This window comes from Enterobacter sp. 198, assembly GCF_009025585.1.
Lineage (GTDB): Bacteria > Pseudomonadota > Gammaproteobacteria > Enterobacterales > Enterobacteriaceae > Enterobacter > Enterobacter ludwigii.
In genome coordinates, this window is record NZ_WCIM01000022.1 from 65,824 (window position 1) to 82,646 (window position 16,823).

Genomic DNA, 16,823 nt, shown 5'->3' on the forward strand with positions numbered 1-16,823 from the left:
TCACATTTTGTTTAAGATTTAACGAGTAGCGTCAGGACTTCATAATGCGCGGTATGCGGGAACATATCGAACAGCTGGACGCGTTCAATGCGGTAGCCCGGCAGCGTCGCGATATCTTTTGCCATCGTCTGCGCGTTGCAGCTGGAGTAGACGATATAGTCCGGTGCCATCTGGCTCAGATAGTCGCACAGCGCTTTCCCGATGCCCCGGCGCGGCGGGTTCACCAGCACCAGTTCAGGCACATTGTCCTGCCCCGTCGCGAACTGCGTGGAGTCCAGCGCCTGGAAGTGCAGCCGGGTCAACCCAAGCTCTGCGGCAGACTGTCTGGCACAGGCAATCGCTTCGGCGGAGATCTCAATCCCGGTAAGCTGCATGTCTGGCGTGGCGCAGTGCAGACCGAAGCCACCCACCCCGCAGAACAGATCCCACATATGATGGATATTTAACGCCCGCACCCAGTCACGGGCGGTGGCATAAAGCGCACTCGCGACGGTCGGGTTGGTCTGGAAGAAGCTTTGCGGACGGATCCACAGCGGTACATCGTTGAACGTTTCTGCCAGCGCATGCTGTTCGGTGAAGAAGATCTCCCGCTCCCCTTCCATGATAGCCATATGCACCGGCTGAATATTCGCAGTGATAACGGTTAACTGCGGAAGCTGTTGCTGAAGCCATGGCAACGCCGCGCGAAGCTGCTCCACCTTGGCTTCTGAGCGCAGAACAAAGCGCAGCATCATGCTGCCGTCTACCTGGCTTTCGGTAAGAAGAAGGTATTTGAGCTCGCCGCGCTTGCGGGCAACGTTATAGGGCGTTAACCCGGCACGGGCAATAAACGGTTTGAGCGCAGCAAAGACCGGCGCAAACGAGGCAGGATAAAGCGGACAGTCGGTTAAATCTTCAGGCGTACCATCGCGATGCAACATGCCCAGCAGCGGTTTTTCAACGCTGCCGCTCACCACCATTTTGGCTTTATTACGAAAGCCCTGCTCCGGCCCGCTGACGGGTGCGCACCATTCGCCCACGGCATGGTCTGCCAGCAGGTGTTGCAGGTCGGCCATTTTGGCGGTGAGTTGCTGAGAAACCGGCTGTTCTATCCACTGACAGGAGCGGCAGCGACCGGCGTCATAGAGTGCGCACTGCATATCAAAACCTTAAGAATCACGAGGGCTGCGATTATACACATTATTGCAGCTGGAAGAACCGCCGACTGGAAGCAGGCACGAACAGGAAAAACAGCACCAGCATATCCGGGAGTTTTTGCAAAAACAGCGCGTGCAAAATCTCGCGTTTTGATCCACCCGCAATGCTGAACAGTTCCGGATAGCCATACCCCAGCGAGGCGGCCCACAGATAGCTCGCCGCCGTAATTTGCGTCAGCAAATAGACCCAGCGCGCCCAGTTGCGTCCTCTGACCAGCGAAAATGCGCAGTAAATCTCGATAAACACCAGTACCAGGCTGCTCAAAAAGACCAGCGTCAGGTTCCACGTCTGTACGCTGCGGTGAATGAATTCAGCCATACCGCGCACACCCAGGGTGTTAAGGATCATCAGCACATCAAGACAGCGGATCATAATAATAGCGAGCGCCGCCACCTGCACCAGTGCAGGAACGTTTGGACGAGCGTGCGTAAGACGTGATTTTTTTAATAATCCCAATGTTTTACTTCCCTGAAAAACAGTGCCGCGTCATGCGCGGCACATCACTGGAAATTTTAAATCCTTCAGCCGCGTCTTGCACGCTGGATATCACGCACACGTTGTTTTTCCGCGCGCGCCATCAAATACCAGGCGATAAATCCGACAATTCCGACCACCCCGAGGATGATCGAGGCCAGGGCGTTAATCTCCGGATTGACCCCCATGCGTACGCTGGAGAAGACCAGCATAGGCAGCGTCGTCGCGCCCGGTCCTGAGACAAAGCTGGCGATAACCAGATCGTCGAGCGACAGCGTAAACGCCAGCAGCCAGCCGGAGATCACCGCCGGCATAATCATCGGCAACGTGATGATGAAGAAGACCTTCAGCGGCGTCGCACCGAGATCCATCGCCGCCTCTTCAATGGAGCGGTCCAGCTCGCGCAAACGCGAAGAGATAACCACCGCCACGTACGCGGTACAGAAGGTGACGTGCGCCAGCCAGATGGTGAGCATGCCGCGATCTGCCGGCCAGCCAATGGCATGCGCCAGGGCGACGAACAGCAGCAACAGCGCCAGACCGGTGATAACGTCTGGCATAACCAGCGGCGCGGTGATCATAAAGGCAAAACCGTTCGACCCCCGAAAACGCCCGAAGCGCACCATGACCAGCGCGGCAATGGTCCCCAGCACGGAGGCCATCGTGGCTGCCAGCGCGGCGATGGTCAGGCTCAGCCCCACCGCGCTCATCATCGCGTCATCATGGAACAATTCGCCGTACCAGCGCGTCGACCAGCCGGCCCATACCGTTACCAGTTTGGAGCTGTTGAACGAGTAGATCACCAGCATCAACATGGGTGCATACAGGAAAGTAAAGCCAATCACCAGGATGGCAATTCGCCATGGGGAGCGCACTACCGGTAAGTTGTTCATCCGTGGTCTCCCATCTGTTTCTGCTGATGTTTGTGGAACCACATGATCGGTACGATCAGCAGGAGCAACATCACGATCGCCACCGCAGACGCCACAGGCCAGTCGCGGTTATTAAAGAATTCCTGCCACAGCACACGCCCAATCATGATGCTGTCCGGGCCACCGAGCAGTTCCGGGATCACAAACTCCCCTACCGCCGGGATAAAGACCAGCATCGACCCGGCAATAATGCCGCCCCGGGTCAACGGAACGATAACGCTGAAGAAGGTTTTAAGCGGGCGGGCACCAAGGTCAAGCGATGCTTCCACCAGCGAATAATCGATACGCGTCAGCGCCGTATAAATTGGCAGCACCATAAACGGCAGATAGGCGTAAACAATCCCGATATAGACCGCGAGATTGGTATGCAGGATCGTCAGGGGCTGATCGATAACCCCAAGCCACATCAGGACGTTATTCAGCACGCCGTTGTTTTTCAGGATCCCCATCCACGCGTAGACGCGGATCAGGAACGAGGTCCATGACGGCAGGATCACCAGCAACAGCAGAATGTTGCGCGTCGAGGATTTACTGTGCGCCACGGCCCATGCCAGCGGATAACCCAGAAGCAGACAGCAGATCGTCGAGATCGCCGCCACCTGTAACGACTGCAGATAAGCTTCGAAATAGAGCGGATCTTCCGTCAACTGCAGGAAATTGCCGAGGTTAAGGGTCAGCGTCAGCTGTCCGTCAGCCCAGTCCAGCAGGTTGGTATAGGGCGGGATCGCCCGCGCCATTTCCGCCAGGCTTATCTTAAAAACAATCAGGAACGGCAGCAGGAACAGCAGGATCAGCCACACGTAAGGCATGGCAATCACCAGCTTGCGTCCGTGATTCATCTGCATGCGCGCCAGCCAGTGCGCGAAGCCACCCGGTTTCTCAACGCGGGCTGGAGGTTCTAAGGTACTCATTGTCCGCTCCTTATACCGTCAGCACTACACAACTGTCCGCATCCCAGCACAGGCGCACTTCATCGCCCCAGGTCGGCTGTCCCTTGCGATAACGATGTTCGTTCTGCAACTGGGCGCTGAGCATCTGCCCGCTTTTCAGACGCACATGGTAGATGGAGAGGTCGCCCAGGTAAGCAATGTGCACCACTTCCCCGACGGCGAAGTTAAAGCCATCGGCAGGCGGATCTTCGCACAGCATGATCTTCTCCGGGCGGAGCGCGACATACACCGGCACGTTATCCACCACCGAGCTATCCGGATCGACCTTAAGCGGATGCTGCAGCCCCGGCGACTCGATCACCAGACCGTCATCCTCGCGCGATTTTAGCAGCCCTTCGAAGACGTTGACCGACCCGATGAACTCCGCGCTGTAGCGGGTGGTCGGATGCTCATAAATCTCTTCCGGCTCGCCAATCTGTACGAACTTACCGCGGTTCATGATCGCAATACGCCCGGCCATGGTCATCGCCTCTTCCTGGTCATGGGTAACCATCACGCAGGTCACCCCCACACGCTCAAGGATATCCACCACTTCCAGCTGCATACGGTCACGCAGTTTTTTATCCAGGGCGCCCATCGGCTCATCGAGGAGCAGCAGCTTTGGCCGTTTCGCCAGGCTTCTGGCCAGCGCCACGCGCTGACGCTGGCCACCAGAGAGCTGATGCGGTTTACGCTTCGCGAACTCCTGCATGTGCACCAGGCTGAGCATCTCTGCCACGCGGGCGGTGATTTCGGCTTTCGGCAGTTTGTCCTGCTTAAGACCAAAGGCGATATTCTGCTCCACCGTCATATGCGGGAAGAGCGCGTAAGACTGGAACATCATGTTTATCGGGCGCTGATACGGCGGCACGCGGGAAAGATCGACACCATCCAGCATGATTTGCCCGGCGGTAGGCTGTTCAAAACCGGCCAGCATACGCAGCAGGGTCGATTTACCGCAGCCAGATGCGCCCAGAAGGGCAAAAATTTCACCTTTGTAGATAGTCAGGCTGACGTCGTCCACGGCATGCTGACCATCGAAAGATTTGGTGAGGTTACGAATTTCAAGAAGCGGGGTCAGCGCTTTACGGACTTTCGCCTGCGGGCGGGGGATCGCGTCATTCACGGGGTGCTCTCCGGCAGAAATCAAAACTGGTGCAAACGCACCATCAGGGTGCGCATCGTCGGGCGGCGCTCACGCCAGCCCGACCGACGGGTTTAGCAGGCCCGGTGAGCGTTTTCGCCACCGGGCAACCGTACCGGACGCCGTTATTTACCGCTTTTCACTTTGGTCCACGCACGGGTACGCACGCGGTCAATTTTTGGATCCTGAACTTTCAGGGTGAACAGCTTGGCAAACACATCCGCCGGCGGATAGATAGCCGGGTTATTGCGGATCTCTTCGCTGACCAGCGGCACAGAGGCCTTATTGCCGTTAGCGTAATAGACGTGATCGCTGATATGCGCGATGACTTCCGGACGCATCAGGTAGTTAAGGAACTGGTAAGCTTCGTCTTTGTTTTTCGCGTCAGCCGGCATGGCGAAGACGTCGAAGAACGCCAGCGCGCCCTCTTTTGGAATGAAGTAGGAAACATTCACGCCGTTTTTGGCTTCTTTGGCGCGGTTAGCCGCCTGCCATACGTCCCCTGCCCAGCCAATCGCCACGCAGATGTCGCCGTTTGCCAGGTCGTTGATGTACTGCGAGGAGTGGAAGTAACGAATGTTCGGACGCAGCTTCAGCAGCAGATCGGTTGCCGGGCCGGTGTAATCATCGGCCTTGCTGCTGTTAGGATCTTTGCCCAGGTAGTTCAGCACGGTGGCGAAAATCTCTTCTGGCGCATCCAGGAAAGAGACGCCGCAGCTTTTCAGCTTCTCAAGGTTTTCCGGCTTCAGCACCACGTCCCAGCTGTCGAGTTTGACATCTTTACCCAGCACCGCTTTGACTTTATCGACGTTATAGCCAATACCGGTGGTCGCCCACAGATACGGCATCGCGTATTTGTTGTCCGGGTCATGCTTGGCGACCAGCTTAAGCACTTCCGGATCGAGGTTTTTCCAGTTCGGTAATTTGCTCTTATCGAGCGGCTGGAAAACACCTGCCGTCAGCTGACGCTCAAGGAAGCTTGCGGAAGGTACCACCAGGTCAAAACCGGTACTGCCCGCCATCAGTTTCCCTTCCAGCACTTCGTTGGAATCGAAAACGTCATAGACCACTTTAATGCCGGTCTCTTTTTCGAAATTAGCGACGGTATCCGGCGCGATATAGTCAGACCAGTTATAAACGTGCAGCGTTTTTTGTTCCGCAGCGAGCGTGCCGGCAGAGACGGCCATCAGAGCACCCGCAACCAGACCCGATAACCATTTTTTATTCAAGGCGATCATATCGTTATTCCTTCTGAAAGCTCGTTAACAAACGAACTAAAACTGTGCAATCTGAAGATATGCAATAATCATGCATAGTTTGTCGCTCTGCGCGAAATAAAAAGAAACCTCTTTACCCGGCAGGATCCGCTCGCTTTTTTAAGCATCGCAAGAATAACTGTAGCCCGTGTCTCCGGCTATAGCCCAGACGAAAAAACGCCTTTTATCAATTTTTTATGCAGGTTATGTCTACGTGATAAGCCGAAATGGCGTTTGGGGAGGTGAAAAATTCTTTAAAGAAAGGTTAAAAGCAGCAGAAAAAATGGCGTTATGCAGCCGCTATGGCAGCGACTGCGCAAAAGTCAGACAGGCTTAGTGAAGAAAATTGGGAGATGCATCATTATTCTCTGCATCATCTTCCGCGCTATACAGCAAATGGTGCGCATTGGCTTCCATCATTACCATCGAAATTTGCTCTTCACTCAAGCGCATAAACCAGGAGAACTGCTTGAAAGAGAGGCCGGCACCGGAGAATAAAGACTGGCAAACGACCAGTTTTGGCAGATTATCATCCTGTATATCGAGAAATGCTTTCACCGTCAAAGAACTGGCGTTGATGGCCGACAGGTCAGAGGCCAGGGCCAGCAGCGCAGACGGTTTCACTTCGGCCAGCGCAGAGAAGAGGATTACGTCGTTAATGAGATCGATTTTGGCATCGAAAATACCATCGAAATTTTGCATATGAGGCAAATGCAGCGCCTGGCAGGAATCACATTCAAAGAAAGTGATACCGGCATCATCGAGCCATTGACGTAACGTATCCAGTGTTGGAACGACCTGTAAATCCATCGCTGTGCAGCCTCTTTAATAAAAACTTCGCATAGAGTACGCAAAAAGTGCGCTGTAATCCATTTAACCGCCCGTTTTCAGACAGTAGCCCGGCGTTGCGTGGCGCTCAACCCATGAGATCATTTTACCCGCAATATCGACCCCGGTGGTTTTTTCCACCCCTTCCAGTCCCGGTGAGGCATTCACCTCCATCACCAGCGGCCCGCGCGTCGCCCGCAGTAAATCAACACCCGCCACATCCAGCCCCAGCGTTTGCGCCGCTTTCACGGCAATCTCACGCTCGCGATCGCTGATATCCGCGACTCTCGCCACGCCGCCACGGTGCAGATTAGAGCGGAAGTCGCCCTCTTTTGCCTGACGTTCAATGGCCGCAACCACCTCGTTACCGACAACAAAACAGCGAATGTCGCGCCCTTTGGCTTCTTCAATGTACTCCTGCACCAGAATATGGGCATTCAGCCCACGAAAGGCGTCAATCACGCTTTCCGCCGCCTGCCGCGTTTCGGCCAGCACCACACCAATGCCCTGAGTGCCTTCCACCAGCTTGATCACTAACGGCGCGCCACCCACCATATCGATTAAATCGCTGGTGTCGTCCGGTGAATGTGCAATGCCGGTAACCGGAAGATCGATTCCCTGCCGGGCAAGCAGTTGCAGCGAACGGAGCTTATCGCGGGCGCGAGATATCGCAACGGATTCATTGAGCGGATAACTGCCCAGCATCTCAAACTGGCGCAACGCGGCCGTGCCGTAATAGGTTATCTGGGAGCCGATGCGGGGGATAACCGCATCAAAATGCGGGAGCTTGCGGCCTTTGTAATGAATCGATGAGGCAGCAGGATCAATGTTCATATAGCAGGACATCGGATCGAGGATCTCAACCTGATGCCCCCGTTTTGCCGCCGCTTCTCGCAGGCGTTTACATGAATAGAGCGTTCCATCCCGGGACAAAATGGCAATTTTCACCCTGCACCTCTCTAAAGACATGGAAAAAGCCTGCGTATCATACACGCAGGCAGGCGCAGGATGAATGGGCTATCGTGTCGCCCAGCCCTGTTTGTGCAGATAGTCGAGAATAAACGGGCGATTCTCTTTAATGATGGTGCGACGAATGTGGTCACTCCAGGTATCGCGACGGTTATTGCTGTCGCGCGTCATGTAGTAGTGCGCCAGCTCTTCATCGTATTGCGCCAGCACATCCTGATCGACAGGCTGGTAGTGGTTTTCATGCACCAGCATCGCCGCAGGCAGGCGCGGCTTAAGGTCCGGGTTATCCGCAGGCCAGCCAAGGCACAGACCAAACAGGGGCAGAACATGTTTTGGCAGCTTCAGCAGTTCGGTAACGCTTTCGATATTGTTACGCAGCCCGCCGATGTACACGCCGCCCAGCCCCAGCGATTCCGCCGCCGTGAAGGCGTTTTGCGCCATCAGCGCGGTGTCCACGACGCCCAGCAGCAGCTGTTCGGCAAGGCCAAGCTCGGCTTGCGGGCAGATCTGCAGGTGGCGGTTAAAATCGGCGCAGAACACCCAGAACTCGGGTGCCTGTGCCACATGCTTTTGTCCACCGGTGAGGGTCACCAGTTGTTCACGCATTGCCGGGTCGGTAATGCGAATAATGGAGCTGCACTGCAGGAAGCTGGAGCTGGATGTCGCCCTTGCACTGTCAATAATGGCTTCACGCTGCGCCGGCGTTATCGGCTCGTCGGTGAAGTGGCGAATTGAACGATGGGAACGTAGCAGGTCTATGGTTGGCGTCATCTTGTCTCTCTTTGTCTTGCGTGAATCATATCGCAGCCAGTATAGGCAATGATGCGCGCGATGTAATTGGCGAAACATAGCTGAGAGGTATTATAACGACAGGCGAAACCTTCTTTAATGACGGCAGGTTATCGGGCACTATAGACCCATTCGCCGTCAGGCTTGTTTTCGAGGAGAGAGAAATGTTTGCAGTAATTTTTGGTCGTCCAGGGTGCCCTTACTGTGTGCGCGCGAAAGAGCTGGCTGAGAAACTGACCGAAGAGCGTGATGATTTTAACTTCCGTTATGTTGATATCCACGCGGAAGGGATCAGCAAAGCCGATCTGGAAAAAACCGTGGGTAAACCGGTTGAAACCGTACCGCAGATTTTCCTCGATCAGAAACACATCGGCGGTTGCACAGACTTTGAAGCATACGCTAAAGAACATCTGGGCCTGTTTGCCGCTCAGTAATGCTAAGACGCCCTCACCCTGAGGGCGTCTTTATTTGTGCTGTCTGCGCCGGGCCAACATGCTGTGAACAAACAAAAAGCATAGCGCTCCCAGTGCGCACCAGAAGACGCCACTCAGCAACCACGCCAGCTCCTGCCAGAAACTTCGCGTTGAAATATACAGTGACCGCATCAGCAGCAGACACAGCGGCGCTGCAAGTATTGCGCCCAGTAACGGTTTCACCACTTCCCCCCGGCGGGAGAGAAAACTGGCAGCAGCCCCTGGCAGTGTGAAAAAGAGCAGCCCCAGCTCCGGATGACCCGACGCCCTGAACGCCCCCTTCACATTAAAAGCGAGGGACATGCAAACGACAATGAACAGCAAAAAGCAGCTGATCACCCCCGCCCAGTTTCGTTTAATGTTCAAACTATCCTCCTGACTTATCTCTATCAAATACACTTTCGTCGGGTAGACGCCCAGTCAGATAAAGCAATGCGGCAATCCTTGCCAAAGTACACACAGGGTGAAGCGATAATAGGTGGCTGTCAGTAGCTAATACGATTAAACTAACCGCCAGCTAATGTTTTAGGGAATAAAGCTGGAAACAGGGAGCGTTAAAGCCTTTCCCTGACCCAGAAAACAGTAGCCCAAAAAGTCCTTTCATTCAACAACTTACTGGTAAACAAGAAGTTAGCCTCCGTGAATATAAACGTCGCAGACTTGTTAAATGGGAATTACATCCTGTTATTATTTGTGGTACTGGCGCTGGGCCTTTGCCTGGGTAAATTGCGCCTTGGTTCGGTTCAACTTGGTAATTCCATTGGCGTTTTAGTCGTCTCACTATTATTAGGCCAGCAGCATTTCAGCATTAACACGGACGCGCTCAACTTAGGCTTTATGCTGTTTATTTTTTGTGTTGGTGTGGAAGCCGGGCCCAACTTTTTTTCAATTTTCTTCCGCGACGGCAAAAATTATCTGATGCTGGCGCTGGTCATGGTCGGCAGCGCGCTGCTGATCGCCTTAGGGCTGGGTAAACTGTTTGGCTGGGATATCGGGCTAACGGCCGGTATGCTCGCCGGCTCGATGACCTCCACGCCGGTGCTGGTGGGTGCAGGCGATACCCTGCGCCACTCCGGCATGGCCGGTGCGCAACTCTCTACCGCGCTCGACCACCTGAGCCTGGGCTATGCCCTGACCTATCTGATTGGTCTGGTGAGCCTGATTGTGGGCGCCCGCTACCTGCCAAAACTGCAGCACCAGGATTTGCAGACCAGCGCTCAGCAAATTGCCCGCGAACGCGGTCTGGACACCGACAGCAAGCGTAAAGTCTATCTGCCCGTGATTCGCGCCTACCGCGTTGGGCCCGAGCTGGTTGCATGGGCGGACGGGAAAAACCTCCGCGAGCTGGGGATTTACCGCCAGACAGGCTGCTATATCGAACGTATTCGCCGTAACGGCATTCTGGCAAACCCGGACGGCGACGCCGTGCTGCAGATGGGCGATGACATTGCCCTGGTCGGTTACCCGGATGCCCACGCCCGCCTCGACCCGAGCTTCCGCAACGGTAAAGAGGTGTTTGACCGCGATCTGCTCGACATGCGTATCGTCACCGAAGAGATTGTGGTGAAAAACCATAACGCCGTCGGCCGTCGTCTGGCGCAGCTGAAGCTGACCGATCATGGTTGCTTCCTCAACCGCGTGATCCGCAGCCAGATTGAGATGCCAATTGACGACAACGTCGTGCTGAACAAAGGCGACGTTCTGCAGGTCAGCGGCGATGCGCGACGCGTGAAAACCGTTGCGGACCGCATCGGCTTTATCTCTATTCACAGCCAGGTCACCGACCTGCTGGCCTTCTGCGCCTTCTTTATCGTCGGCCTGATGATCGGGATGATCACCTTCCAGTTCAGCAACTTTAGCTTTGGCATCGGTAACGCTGCCGGGCTGCTGTTCGCCGGCATCATGCTGGGCTTCCTGCGAGCGAACCACCCGACCTTCGGCTACATTCCGCAGGGGGCGCTCAATATGGTGAAAGAGTTTGGTCTGATGGTCTTTATGGCGGGTGTCGGCTTAAGCGCCGGTAGCGGCATAGGCCACAGCCTGGGTGCTGTTGGCTGGCAGATGTTGGTTTCCGGACTTATCGTCAGCCTGGTACCGGTAGTGATTTGCTTCCTGTTCGGTGCTTATGTGCTTCGCATGAACCGCGCCCTGCTCTTCGGGGCAATGATGGGGGCCCGTACCTGCGCCCCGGCAATGGAAATTATCAGTGATACCGCACGCAGCAATATTCCTGCGCTGGGCTATGCGGGCACCTACGCTATCGCTAACGTACTGCTTACGTTGGCGGGTACGCTGATCATCATCATCTGGCCTGGACTCGGATAACTCTTAAGTTCTGCGCACGACGAAAAAATTTTCGTTACGCGCAGAACTTTTTTATCAGGGGGCAGTCATAACTATTGCCACTGCTTTTCTTTGATGTCCCCAATTTGTGGAGCCCATCAACCCCGCCGTTTTGGTTCAAGGTTGATGGGTTTTTTGTTGCCTGCTATATTATCCCCTGAAAACCAACAACTTATAACCTTTCACTAAAGCCATTGGCGACAAAATGGCGGCAGCGCGTAATCACGTTGATGGAGTCTATATGGGACGACAAATTCCACAGCCAGTTATTTCGGTTTTATCTGACCATATGGGCTCAGTCGAAACTCACGCAACTATGAACAGTTTGTTCATGTACGCTGATGCACCTGGCGATGCTCCTGATTTAGCGAAAGCGGCGAAAGCACAGGAATGGCTGAGAAGAATCAACAAAGAATGTGACGACCCATTAGCAATCCTTGGCAGATTGATAGAAGGCTACATGGAAGCTGATCAGCCTAAAGGCAGCATATTCGGTTGGGAGCAATCTAAGGTTGATTTTGCCGAAAAAATGACTGATTTGCTTGGTCGATATGGATTGCGATATCTGACTGGCGGACATATTTCTGATGGAGCATCGATAACCTCTGTCACCCTAAAAGAGGCAATTGGAAAACGCAACATTCCCGCTGTAGAGATGGAGTTTTCTAGGGCACTTGAGAATATCCACACAGATCCGAGAGAAGCAGTATCCGCAGCCTGTAACATTATGGAATCTACCTTCAAAGTATTTATTGCCGATGAAAAACTTCAGGTTCCAGCTAAGCAAGATCTACAGGGACTATGGAAAGTTGTTCGCGAGTCTTTAGGGCTTGATACTAAAGCAGTTGAAGATGAAGACCTCAAACGCATTCTTAGTGGACTCTATTCGTTGACTGATGGGATTGGTGCCCTACGCACTCACGCAAGTTCAGCTCACGGAGCCGGAAGAAAAATCTATAACTTAAAGCCTCGCCACGCTAGATTAGCTATAAATGCTGCACATACCTTGACTATGTTCATTCTCGAAACTTGGGATGAACAGAAACAAAAAAAACCGTGATACTTTGAATAAACCTAAGCATTCAAGTAAGTTTTTGTTGGCCATGAAATGAGGGGCACAAAAGTGTCGCACACGATTTATCTGTTTGTGGTGTATGACACTTTATGCGCCATAGTCCTGATGCTTAATAATTCTTATATGATAACTTGTTACAAGCTGAGGAGGACTCAATGGCCGACCCTTTAGCAACGGTTCTTACGCACTTAACAAACCTTGTTTCATTTAGATCGTCACTTAGGCTGCTGATAATCGCTGGTTCGATTATTTGCTGCTGGGTTTTTATTGCACCAATGCTGACCCCATTTAAGCTACCCAGTGAATTATCATTAGGATTAATTACAATAATTGGTTTTTCAATTGGTGCTTTGACATCTTCCATTCTTTTCAACTCAGTAGACTTCATTTACAGTTTCACCAAAAACAGAATACAACTCAGAAAGAATAAATTAGACCTTCAAAAACAAGCAGCAGAAAAAGAGATAAGCGATCGCAAGAAAATAGACTTATTTAAAAGTAGCTTCAATGACTATTCATTTCAAGCCAAAAATATAATGTTAAAGCTCAATAAAAGTGATTGCACAATTGCTCTGGAATCATATAGTGATGCTGAGCACAATAAGGCATTCATGGGACTTCTTGAAAGCAACATTATATTGCCACTACACCGACTAGATAAAAAAACCACTTTCTGCACTATTAACCCGTTATATAAAAAAGTAATCAACCAATTATTTGAATTCAAACATCGAAAAGAAGTCGATGACTTATTTGATTTCAACCCTGATGGACTTAAAATGTTAATGAAGAATTTTCAAGATCGCATCTTTGATGAAGAGCATATATTCAACATTCCTTTTGTTAGTTATCAAAATAGGTACAACTATCAACCTGTTATTAAAAATGAAATATACGAAGTAGGTGAATTCATTGAAAACTGCAATATACAGTTTTATATCGACGAGCATCATTACCCCTACGTTCATGAGAAATTTGGCGCAGAGATTAGAACTTACATACTCGGTAATTTTAATGAAGAGAGAGCTTTGAAACGACTTGGCCAGTTACATTCCTAACGTGCCTCCATAAAATCATGTGTATCCTGAGACTGATAATCTTTTCAGTTTTTTATAGGTTCTTGCCTAATGAAAAACCCGCGCCAGTTCTCACCCTGCGGGTTTCCCCTGAGCTTCTCACCTCGTAAAATTTGATCTTCTTTTTCCACATAAAATATAAAATGTCATTTATTTTGCGATGGTTACATATTTCCTTAGATCCTCCACAGATCCACAAAAGTGAAAAACACTGAAATTCTTTTCAATCTTTTCAATTCTGCGTTTCTGTTCAGCCGCCAGCACTGGCGCGTTCTGGCAGTCTGGTTTGAAGAAAAATAAAACTGAAAAATTTTTATGATCCAAAAACCGCAGGCGGGTGCGGTGTAGTGCGATTTTGGTCTGCGAAAGAATTTTTTGGCCGTGCGGTGACGCGCCAGCGCCCCGCTGTGCGCGCGATCTGTTTTAAGGGTGGCTCTGAGTGTCTGGAAAGGCTTAACGCGCCAGAGCGCCGCTGGCAGCGCGTAGCGATAGCCGCTTGTGAGGTAAGAAAAGAGATAGCCCCGCCAGGGGATGAAGGGCATAAAAAAACCCGCTTTCGCGGGTTATGTTCAGGACTGGTTTACTTGCCAATCACCGGGTAGTATTTGCCGTTCAGCGTGCCGCTTTCGTTCCAGTGTTCCGAATGGATCCCGCGTTGGTCGGTGCGCCCGTATTGCTGTGCGTGTGGCTTGCCGTTTGCTCTGCCAGCTCTTTTACCACGTCGAGTGTGTCGAGCATCAGCTGTGCCACGTTGATAGTGCCAGAGCCAATCCACACCACCGGGGCAATAATCTGCTGTTGGACGGACGCCACGCTTTTGCGTATCTGGCCAATCTTTTCAATCAGGTCTTTACTCGTTGTGACTGTCTGGCTCCCGGCTATGTCCGTTTCATCATCGCCGCCGATACTCGCACGCGGTTATTTACTGTCTGGCTGTAGACCCTCGTGCATACCTGCTGGATGCTCCGGCCAGCAATGTGGATGTGCCCAGTATGGTAATTTTATTCCTGGACTTAACAGTCGTTTCGCGGCTGACCAGCTCCCGCTGCTCCTTATCGGACTTAACCATCCGCACCAGAAAGGCTTCACTATTCCCCTCTTCAACATTCCGCCTTCCCTCTTTCCACCCAAACATATATGCTTAACCATATATAACCAACCGCAGGAAAGCCGATGCTACATCCGGTCCAACTTTTCAAAGCCCTCTCCGACGAGACCCGCCTGTCCATCGTCATGCTTCTGCGCGAAGCCGGGGAACTGTGCGTCTGCGATCTCTGTTCCGCCACGGCTGAATCACAGCCCAAGGTATCGCGCCATATGGCACTGCTGCGTGAATCCGGGCTGGTGAGCGATCGCCGGGAGGGGAAATGGGTTTATTACCGTTTGTCCCCCACTATGCCGGCATGGGCTGCCACCGTGATTGAGAACAGCTGGAACTGCTTGCGGGAAGATACCCGCGCAAAGCTGAAAAACCGCCTTCCGGGCGCGTGTTAAAACACATTCATAAAAACAGATATAACGGAGTTCACGATGTTTCTGGCTGGGGCAATTTTTCTGTTTACGCTGGTGCTGGTCATCTGGCAGCCCAGAGGGTTAAGTATCGGCTGGAGCGCCACGATAGGTGCTGTACTGGCGCTGGCCAGCGGCGTGATCCACATTAACGATATTCCGGTGGTGTGGAATATTGTCTGGAACGCGACGGCCACGTTTATCGCCGTCATCATCATCAGCCTGCTGCTTGATGAGTCCGGATTTTTCGAGTGGGCGGCGCTGCACGTGGCCCGCTGGGGTAATGGCAAGGGCCGGTTGCTGTTTACGTATATCGTTCTGCTGGGTGCGGCCGTTGCGGCGCTTTTTGCCAACGACGGCGCGGCGCTTATCCTCACGCCCATCGTTATCGCCATGCTGCTCGCCCTCGGGTTCAGCAAGCAGGCCACGCTGGCGTTTGTCATGGCGGCTGGATTTATCGCCGACACTGCCAGCCTGCCGCTGATCGTTTCGAACCTGGTGAATATCGTATCGGCAGACTTCTTCTCGCTGGGGTTCAGCGAATACGCCTCGGTGATGATCCCCGTGGATCTCGCCGCGATTGCGGCCACGCTGGTGATGCTGCACCTGTTCTTTCGAAAGGACATTCCACCGACATACGACCTGTCAAAACTCCGCGAGCCTTCCCGCGCGATTAACGATCTTCCAACCTTCAGAACGGGCTGGGTTGTTCTGTTACTGCTCCTTGTCGGGTTCTTTGTACTTGAACCGCTCGGCATTCCGGTCAGTGCTATCGCGACAGCAGGCGCGTTGATTTTATTTGCCGTTGCAAAGCGCGGGCATGCCATTAATACGGGAAAAGTGCTTCGTGGCGCGCCGTGGCAGATCGTTATCTTCTCGCTGGGGATGTACCTGGTGGTGTATGGCCTGCGCAATGCCGGGCTGACGGAGTATCTGTCAGGGGTACTCAATCTCCTCGCCGGACATGGCCTGTGGGCCACCACGCTCGGTACCGGGTTCATCACGGCGTTCCTGTCATCCATAATGAACAATATGCCGACCGTCCTGATTGGGGCACTGTCTGTCGATGGCAGCACGGCATCGGGTGTGATTAAAGACGCGATGATTTATGCCAACGTGATTGGCTGCGACCTGGGTCCGAAGATCACGCCTATCGGCAGCCTGGCCACCCTGCTCTGGCTCCATGTCCTGGCGCAGAAAAACATGACGATCACCTGGGGCTATTATTTCCGGACAGGCATCATCATGACGTTGCCGGTTCTGTTTGTGACGCTCGCCGCGCTGGCGTTACGTCTCTCCTTCACACTGTAATGAGTAACGGATATGAGCCATATCACCATTTACCACAATCCAGCCTGCGGCACCTCGCGCAACACGCTGGAGATGATCCGCAACAGCGGCACTGAACCCGAAATTATTCTGTACCTTGAGAACCCACCGTCACGTGATGAACTGACCAGACTGATTGCTGAGATGGGGATTTCGGTGCGGGATTTGCTGCGCAAAAATGTCGAACCTTATGAACAGCTGGGCCTCGCCGGGGACCGGTTTACCGACGACCAGCTTATCGATTCTATGCTGCAGCATCCGATCCTGATTAACCGTCCGATCGTGGTGACGCCGCTGGGCACTCGCCTGTGCCGCCCTTCCGAAGTCGTACTCGATATCCTGCCTGATGCACAGAAAGGGGCGTTTACGAAAGAAGATGGCGAAGCGGTGGTGGACGCTAGCGGAAAAAAAATCTCCGGCAGCTAATCTGCTGATAGTGATGCCGTAAGTCCTGTCAGCCACATACCCTGCCCCGTGGCGGAGTTGCATCCGCCGTCACC

At 53.0% G+C, this 16,823-nt stretch carries 19 protein-coding genes; 7 read left to right on the plus strand and 12 right to left on the minus strand.

Annotation, left to right across the window (positions count from 1 at the left end):
• Nucleotides 1-11: 11 nt before the first annotated feature.
• From rlmC to nfsA, 9 genes are all read right to left on the minus strand, one after another.
• Nucleotides 12-1,139, minus strand: coding sequence for a 23S rRNA (uracil(747)-C(5))-methyltransferase RlmC (gene rlmC / locus F8561_RS13145; RefSeq protein WP_032677762.1), 1,128 nt, complete (start codon nucleotides 1,137-1,139; stop codon nucleotides 12-14).
• A 40-nt stretch (nucleotides 1,140-1,179) separates the two neighbouring features.
• A complete protein-coding gene (locus tag F8561_RS13150) occupies nucleotides 1,180-1,653 on the minus strand; it encodes a YbjO family protein (RefSeq protein ID WP_014169315.1) in 474 nt (157 codons plus the stop codon).
• 65 nt (nucleotides 1,654-1,718) lie between these two features.
• Nucleotides 1,719-2,564 carry a putrescine ABC transporter permease PotI gene (gene potI / locus F8561_RS13155; RefSeq protein ID WP_020884869.1) on the minus strand — a complete coding sequence of 282 codons (846 nt, stop codon included), beginning with the start codon at nucleotides 2,562-2,564 and terminating at the stop codon, nucleotides 1,719-1,721.
• Complete coding sequence (gene potH / locus F8561_RS13160; RefSeq protein WP_025204595.1) at nucleotides 2,561-3,514, minus strand: putrescine ABC transporter permease PotH; 954 nt, start codon at nucleotides 3,512-3,514, stop codon at nucleotides 2,561-2,563. Before potH ends, potI begins: the two co-directional genes overlap by 4 nt.
• A 10-nt stretch (nucleotides 3,515-3,524) precedes the next feature.
• Nucleotides 3,525-4,658 carry a putrescine ABC transporter ATP-binding subunit PotG gene (gene potG / locus F8561_RS13165; RefSeq protein ID WP_020884870.1) on the minus strand — a complete coding sequence of 378 codons (1,134 nt, stop codon included), beginning with the start codon at nucleotides 4,656-4,658 and terminating at the stop codon, nucleotides 3,525-3,527.
• 143 nt (nucleotides 4,659-4,801) lie between these two features.
• Nucleotides 4,802-5,914, minus strand: coding sequence for a spermidine/putrescine ABC transporter substrate-binding protein PotF (gene potF / locus F8561_RS13170; protein ID WP_014169310.1), 1,113 nt, complete (start codon nucleotides 5,912-5,914; stop codon nucleotides 4,802-4,804).
• A 351-nt stretch (nucleotides 5,915-6,265) separates the two neighbouring features.
• Nucleotides 6,266-6,742 carry a YbjN domain-containing protein gene (locus F8561_RS13180; protein WP_014169308.1) on the minus strand — a complete coding sequence of 159 codons (477 nt, stop codon included), beginning with the start codon at nucleotides 6,740-6,742 and terminating at the stop codon, nucleotides 6,266-6,268.
• Between the two features lie 63 nt (nucleotides 6,743-6,805).
• Entirely contained in the window at nucleotides 6,806-7,708 is a 903-nt protein-coding gene (rimK, locus tag F8561_RS13185) for a 30S ribosomal protein S6--L-glutamate ligase (RefSeq protein WP_020884872.1), read from the minus strand.
• Between the two features lie 69 nt (nucleotides 7,709-7,777).
• The gene (gene nfsA / locus F8561_RS13190) at nucleotides 7,778-8,500 is read right to left on the minus strand and encodes a nitroreductase NfsA (RefSeq protein WP_151887565.1); all 723 of its coding nucleotides are present in this window, start codon (nucleotides 8,498-8,500) and stop codon (nucleotides 7,778-7,780) included.
• A gap of 182 nt (nucleotides 8,501-8,682) precedes the next feature.
• Here nfsA and F8561_RS13195 point away from each other — a divergent pair, with 182 nt between their 5' ends.
• Nucleotides 8,683-8,952, plus strand: coding sequence for a GrxA family glutaredoxin (locus tag F8561_RS13195; protein WP_014169305.1), 270 nt, complete (start codon nucleotides 8,683-8,685; stop codon nucleotides 8,950-8,952).
• Nucleotides 8,953-8,982: 30 nt separating this feature from the next.
• On the opposite strand, the gene F8561_RS13200 is transcribed toward F8561_RS13195, so the two are convergent.
• Nucleotides 8,983-9,357, minus strand: coding sequence for an inner membrane protein YbjM (locus F8561_RS13200; protein ID WP_020884874.1), 375 nt, complete (start codon nucleotides 9,355-9,357; stop codon nucleotides 8,983-8,985).
• A 273-nt stretch (nucleotides 9,358-9,630) separates the two neighbouring features.
• Here F8561_RS13200 and F8561_RS13205 point away from each other — a divergent pair, with 273 nt between their 5' ends.
• The 3 genes from F8561_RS13205 (at nucleotide 9,631) to F8561_RS13215 (ending at nucleotide 13,467) form a co-directional block, all read left to right on the plus strand.
• Nucleotides 9,631-11,316, plus strand: a complete 1,686-nt coding sequence (locus F8561_RS13205; protein WP_014169303.1) for an aspartate:alanine antiporter — start codon at nucleotides 9,631-9,633, stop codon at nucleotides 11,314-11,316.
• 259 nt (nucleotides 11,317-11,575) lie between these two features.
• The gene (locus tag F8561_RS13210) at nucleotides 11,576-12,394 is read left to right on the plus strand and encodes an abortive infection family protein (protein ID WP_151887566.1); all 819 of its coding nucleotides are present in this window, start codon (nucleotides 11,576-11,578) and stop codon (nucleotides 12,392-12,394) included.
• Nucleotides 12,395-12,564: 170 nt separating this feature from the next.
• On the plus strand, nucleotides 12,565-13,467 hold the full coding sequence (locus tag F8561_RS13215) for a hypothetical protein (RefSeq protein WP_151887567.1): 903 nt from the start codon (nucleotides 12,565-12,567) through the stop codon (nucleotides 13,465-13,467).
• A 194-nt stretch (nucleotides 13,468-13,661) separates the two neighbouring features.
• Here F8561_RS13215 and F8561_RS24210 read toward each other — a convergent pair whose 3' ends face one another.
• Both F8561_RS24210 and F8561_RS24410 read right to left on the minus strand, forming a co-directional pair.
• Nucleotides 13,662-14,027, minus strand: a complete 366-nt coding sequence (locus F8561_RS24210) for a hypothetical protein (RefSeq protein ID WP_192938264.1) — start codon at nucleotides 14,025-14,027, stop codon at nucleotides 13,662-13,664.
• A 70-nt stretch (nucleotides 14,028-14,097) separates the two neighbouring features.
• Nucleotides 14,098-14,298: a hypothetical protein gene (locus F8561_RS24410; protein ID WP_226778056.1), complete on the minus strand. Its 201-nt coding sequence runs from the start codon at nucleotides 14,296-14,298 to the stop codon at nucleotides 14,098-14,100.
• Nucleotides 14,299-14,658: 360 nt separating this feature from the next.
• Between F8561_RS24410 and F8561_RS13230 the strand changes: the two genes are divergently transcribed.
• From F8561_RS13230 to arsC, 3 genes are read left to right on the plus strand one after another with little or no spacing between them, the layout of a single operon-like run.
• On the plus strand, nucleotides 14,659-14,979 hold the full coding sequence (locus F8561_RS13230) for a metalloregulator ArsR/SmtB family transcription factor (protein WP_151887568.1): 321 nt from the start codon (nucleotides 14,659-14,661) through the stop codon (nucleotides 14,977-14,979).
• Nucleotides 14,980-15,015: 36 nt separating this feature from the next.
• Entirely contained in the window at nucleotides 15,016-16,305 is a 1,290-nt protein-coding gene (locus F8561_RS13235; protein ID WP_044858923.1) for an arsenic transporter, read from the plus strand.
• Nucleotides 16,306-16,317: 12 nt separating this feature from the next.
• Nucleotides 16,318-16,749: a glutaredoxin-dependent arsenate reductase gene (arsC, locus tag F8561_RS13240; protein WP_025204600.1), complete on the plus strand. Its 432-nt coding sequence runs from the start codon at nucleotides 16,318-16,320 to the stop codon at nucleotides 16,747-16,749.
• Nucleotides 16,750-16,823: the final 74 nt, after the last annotated feature.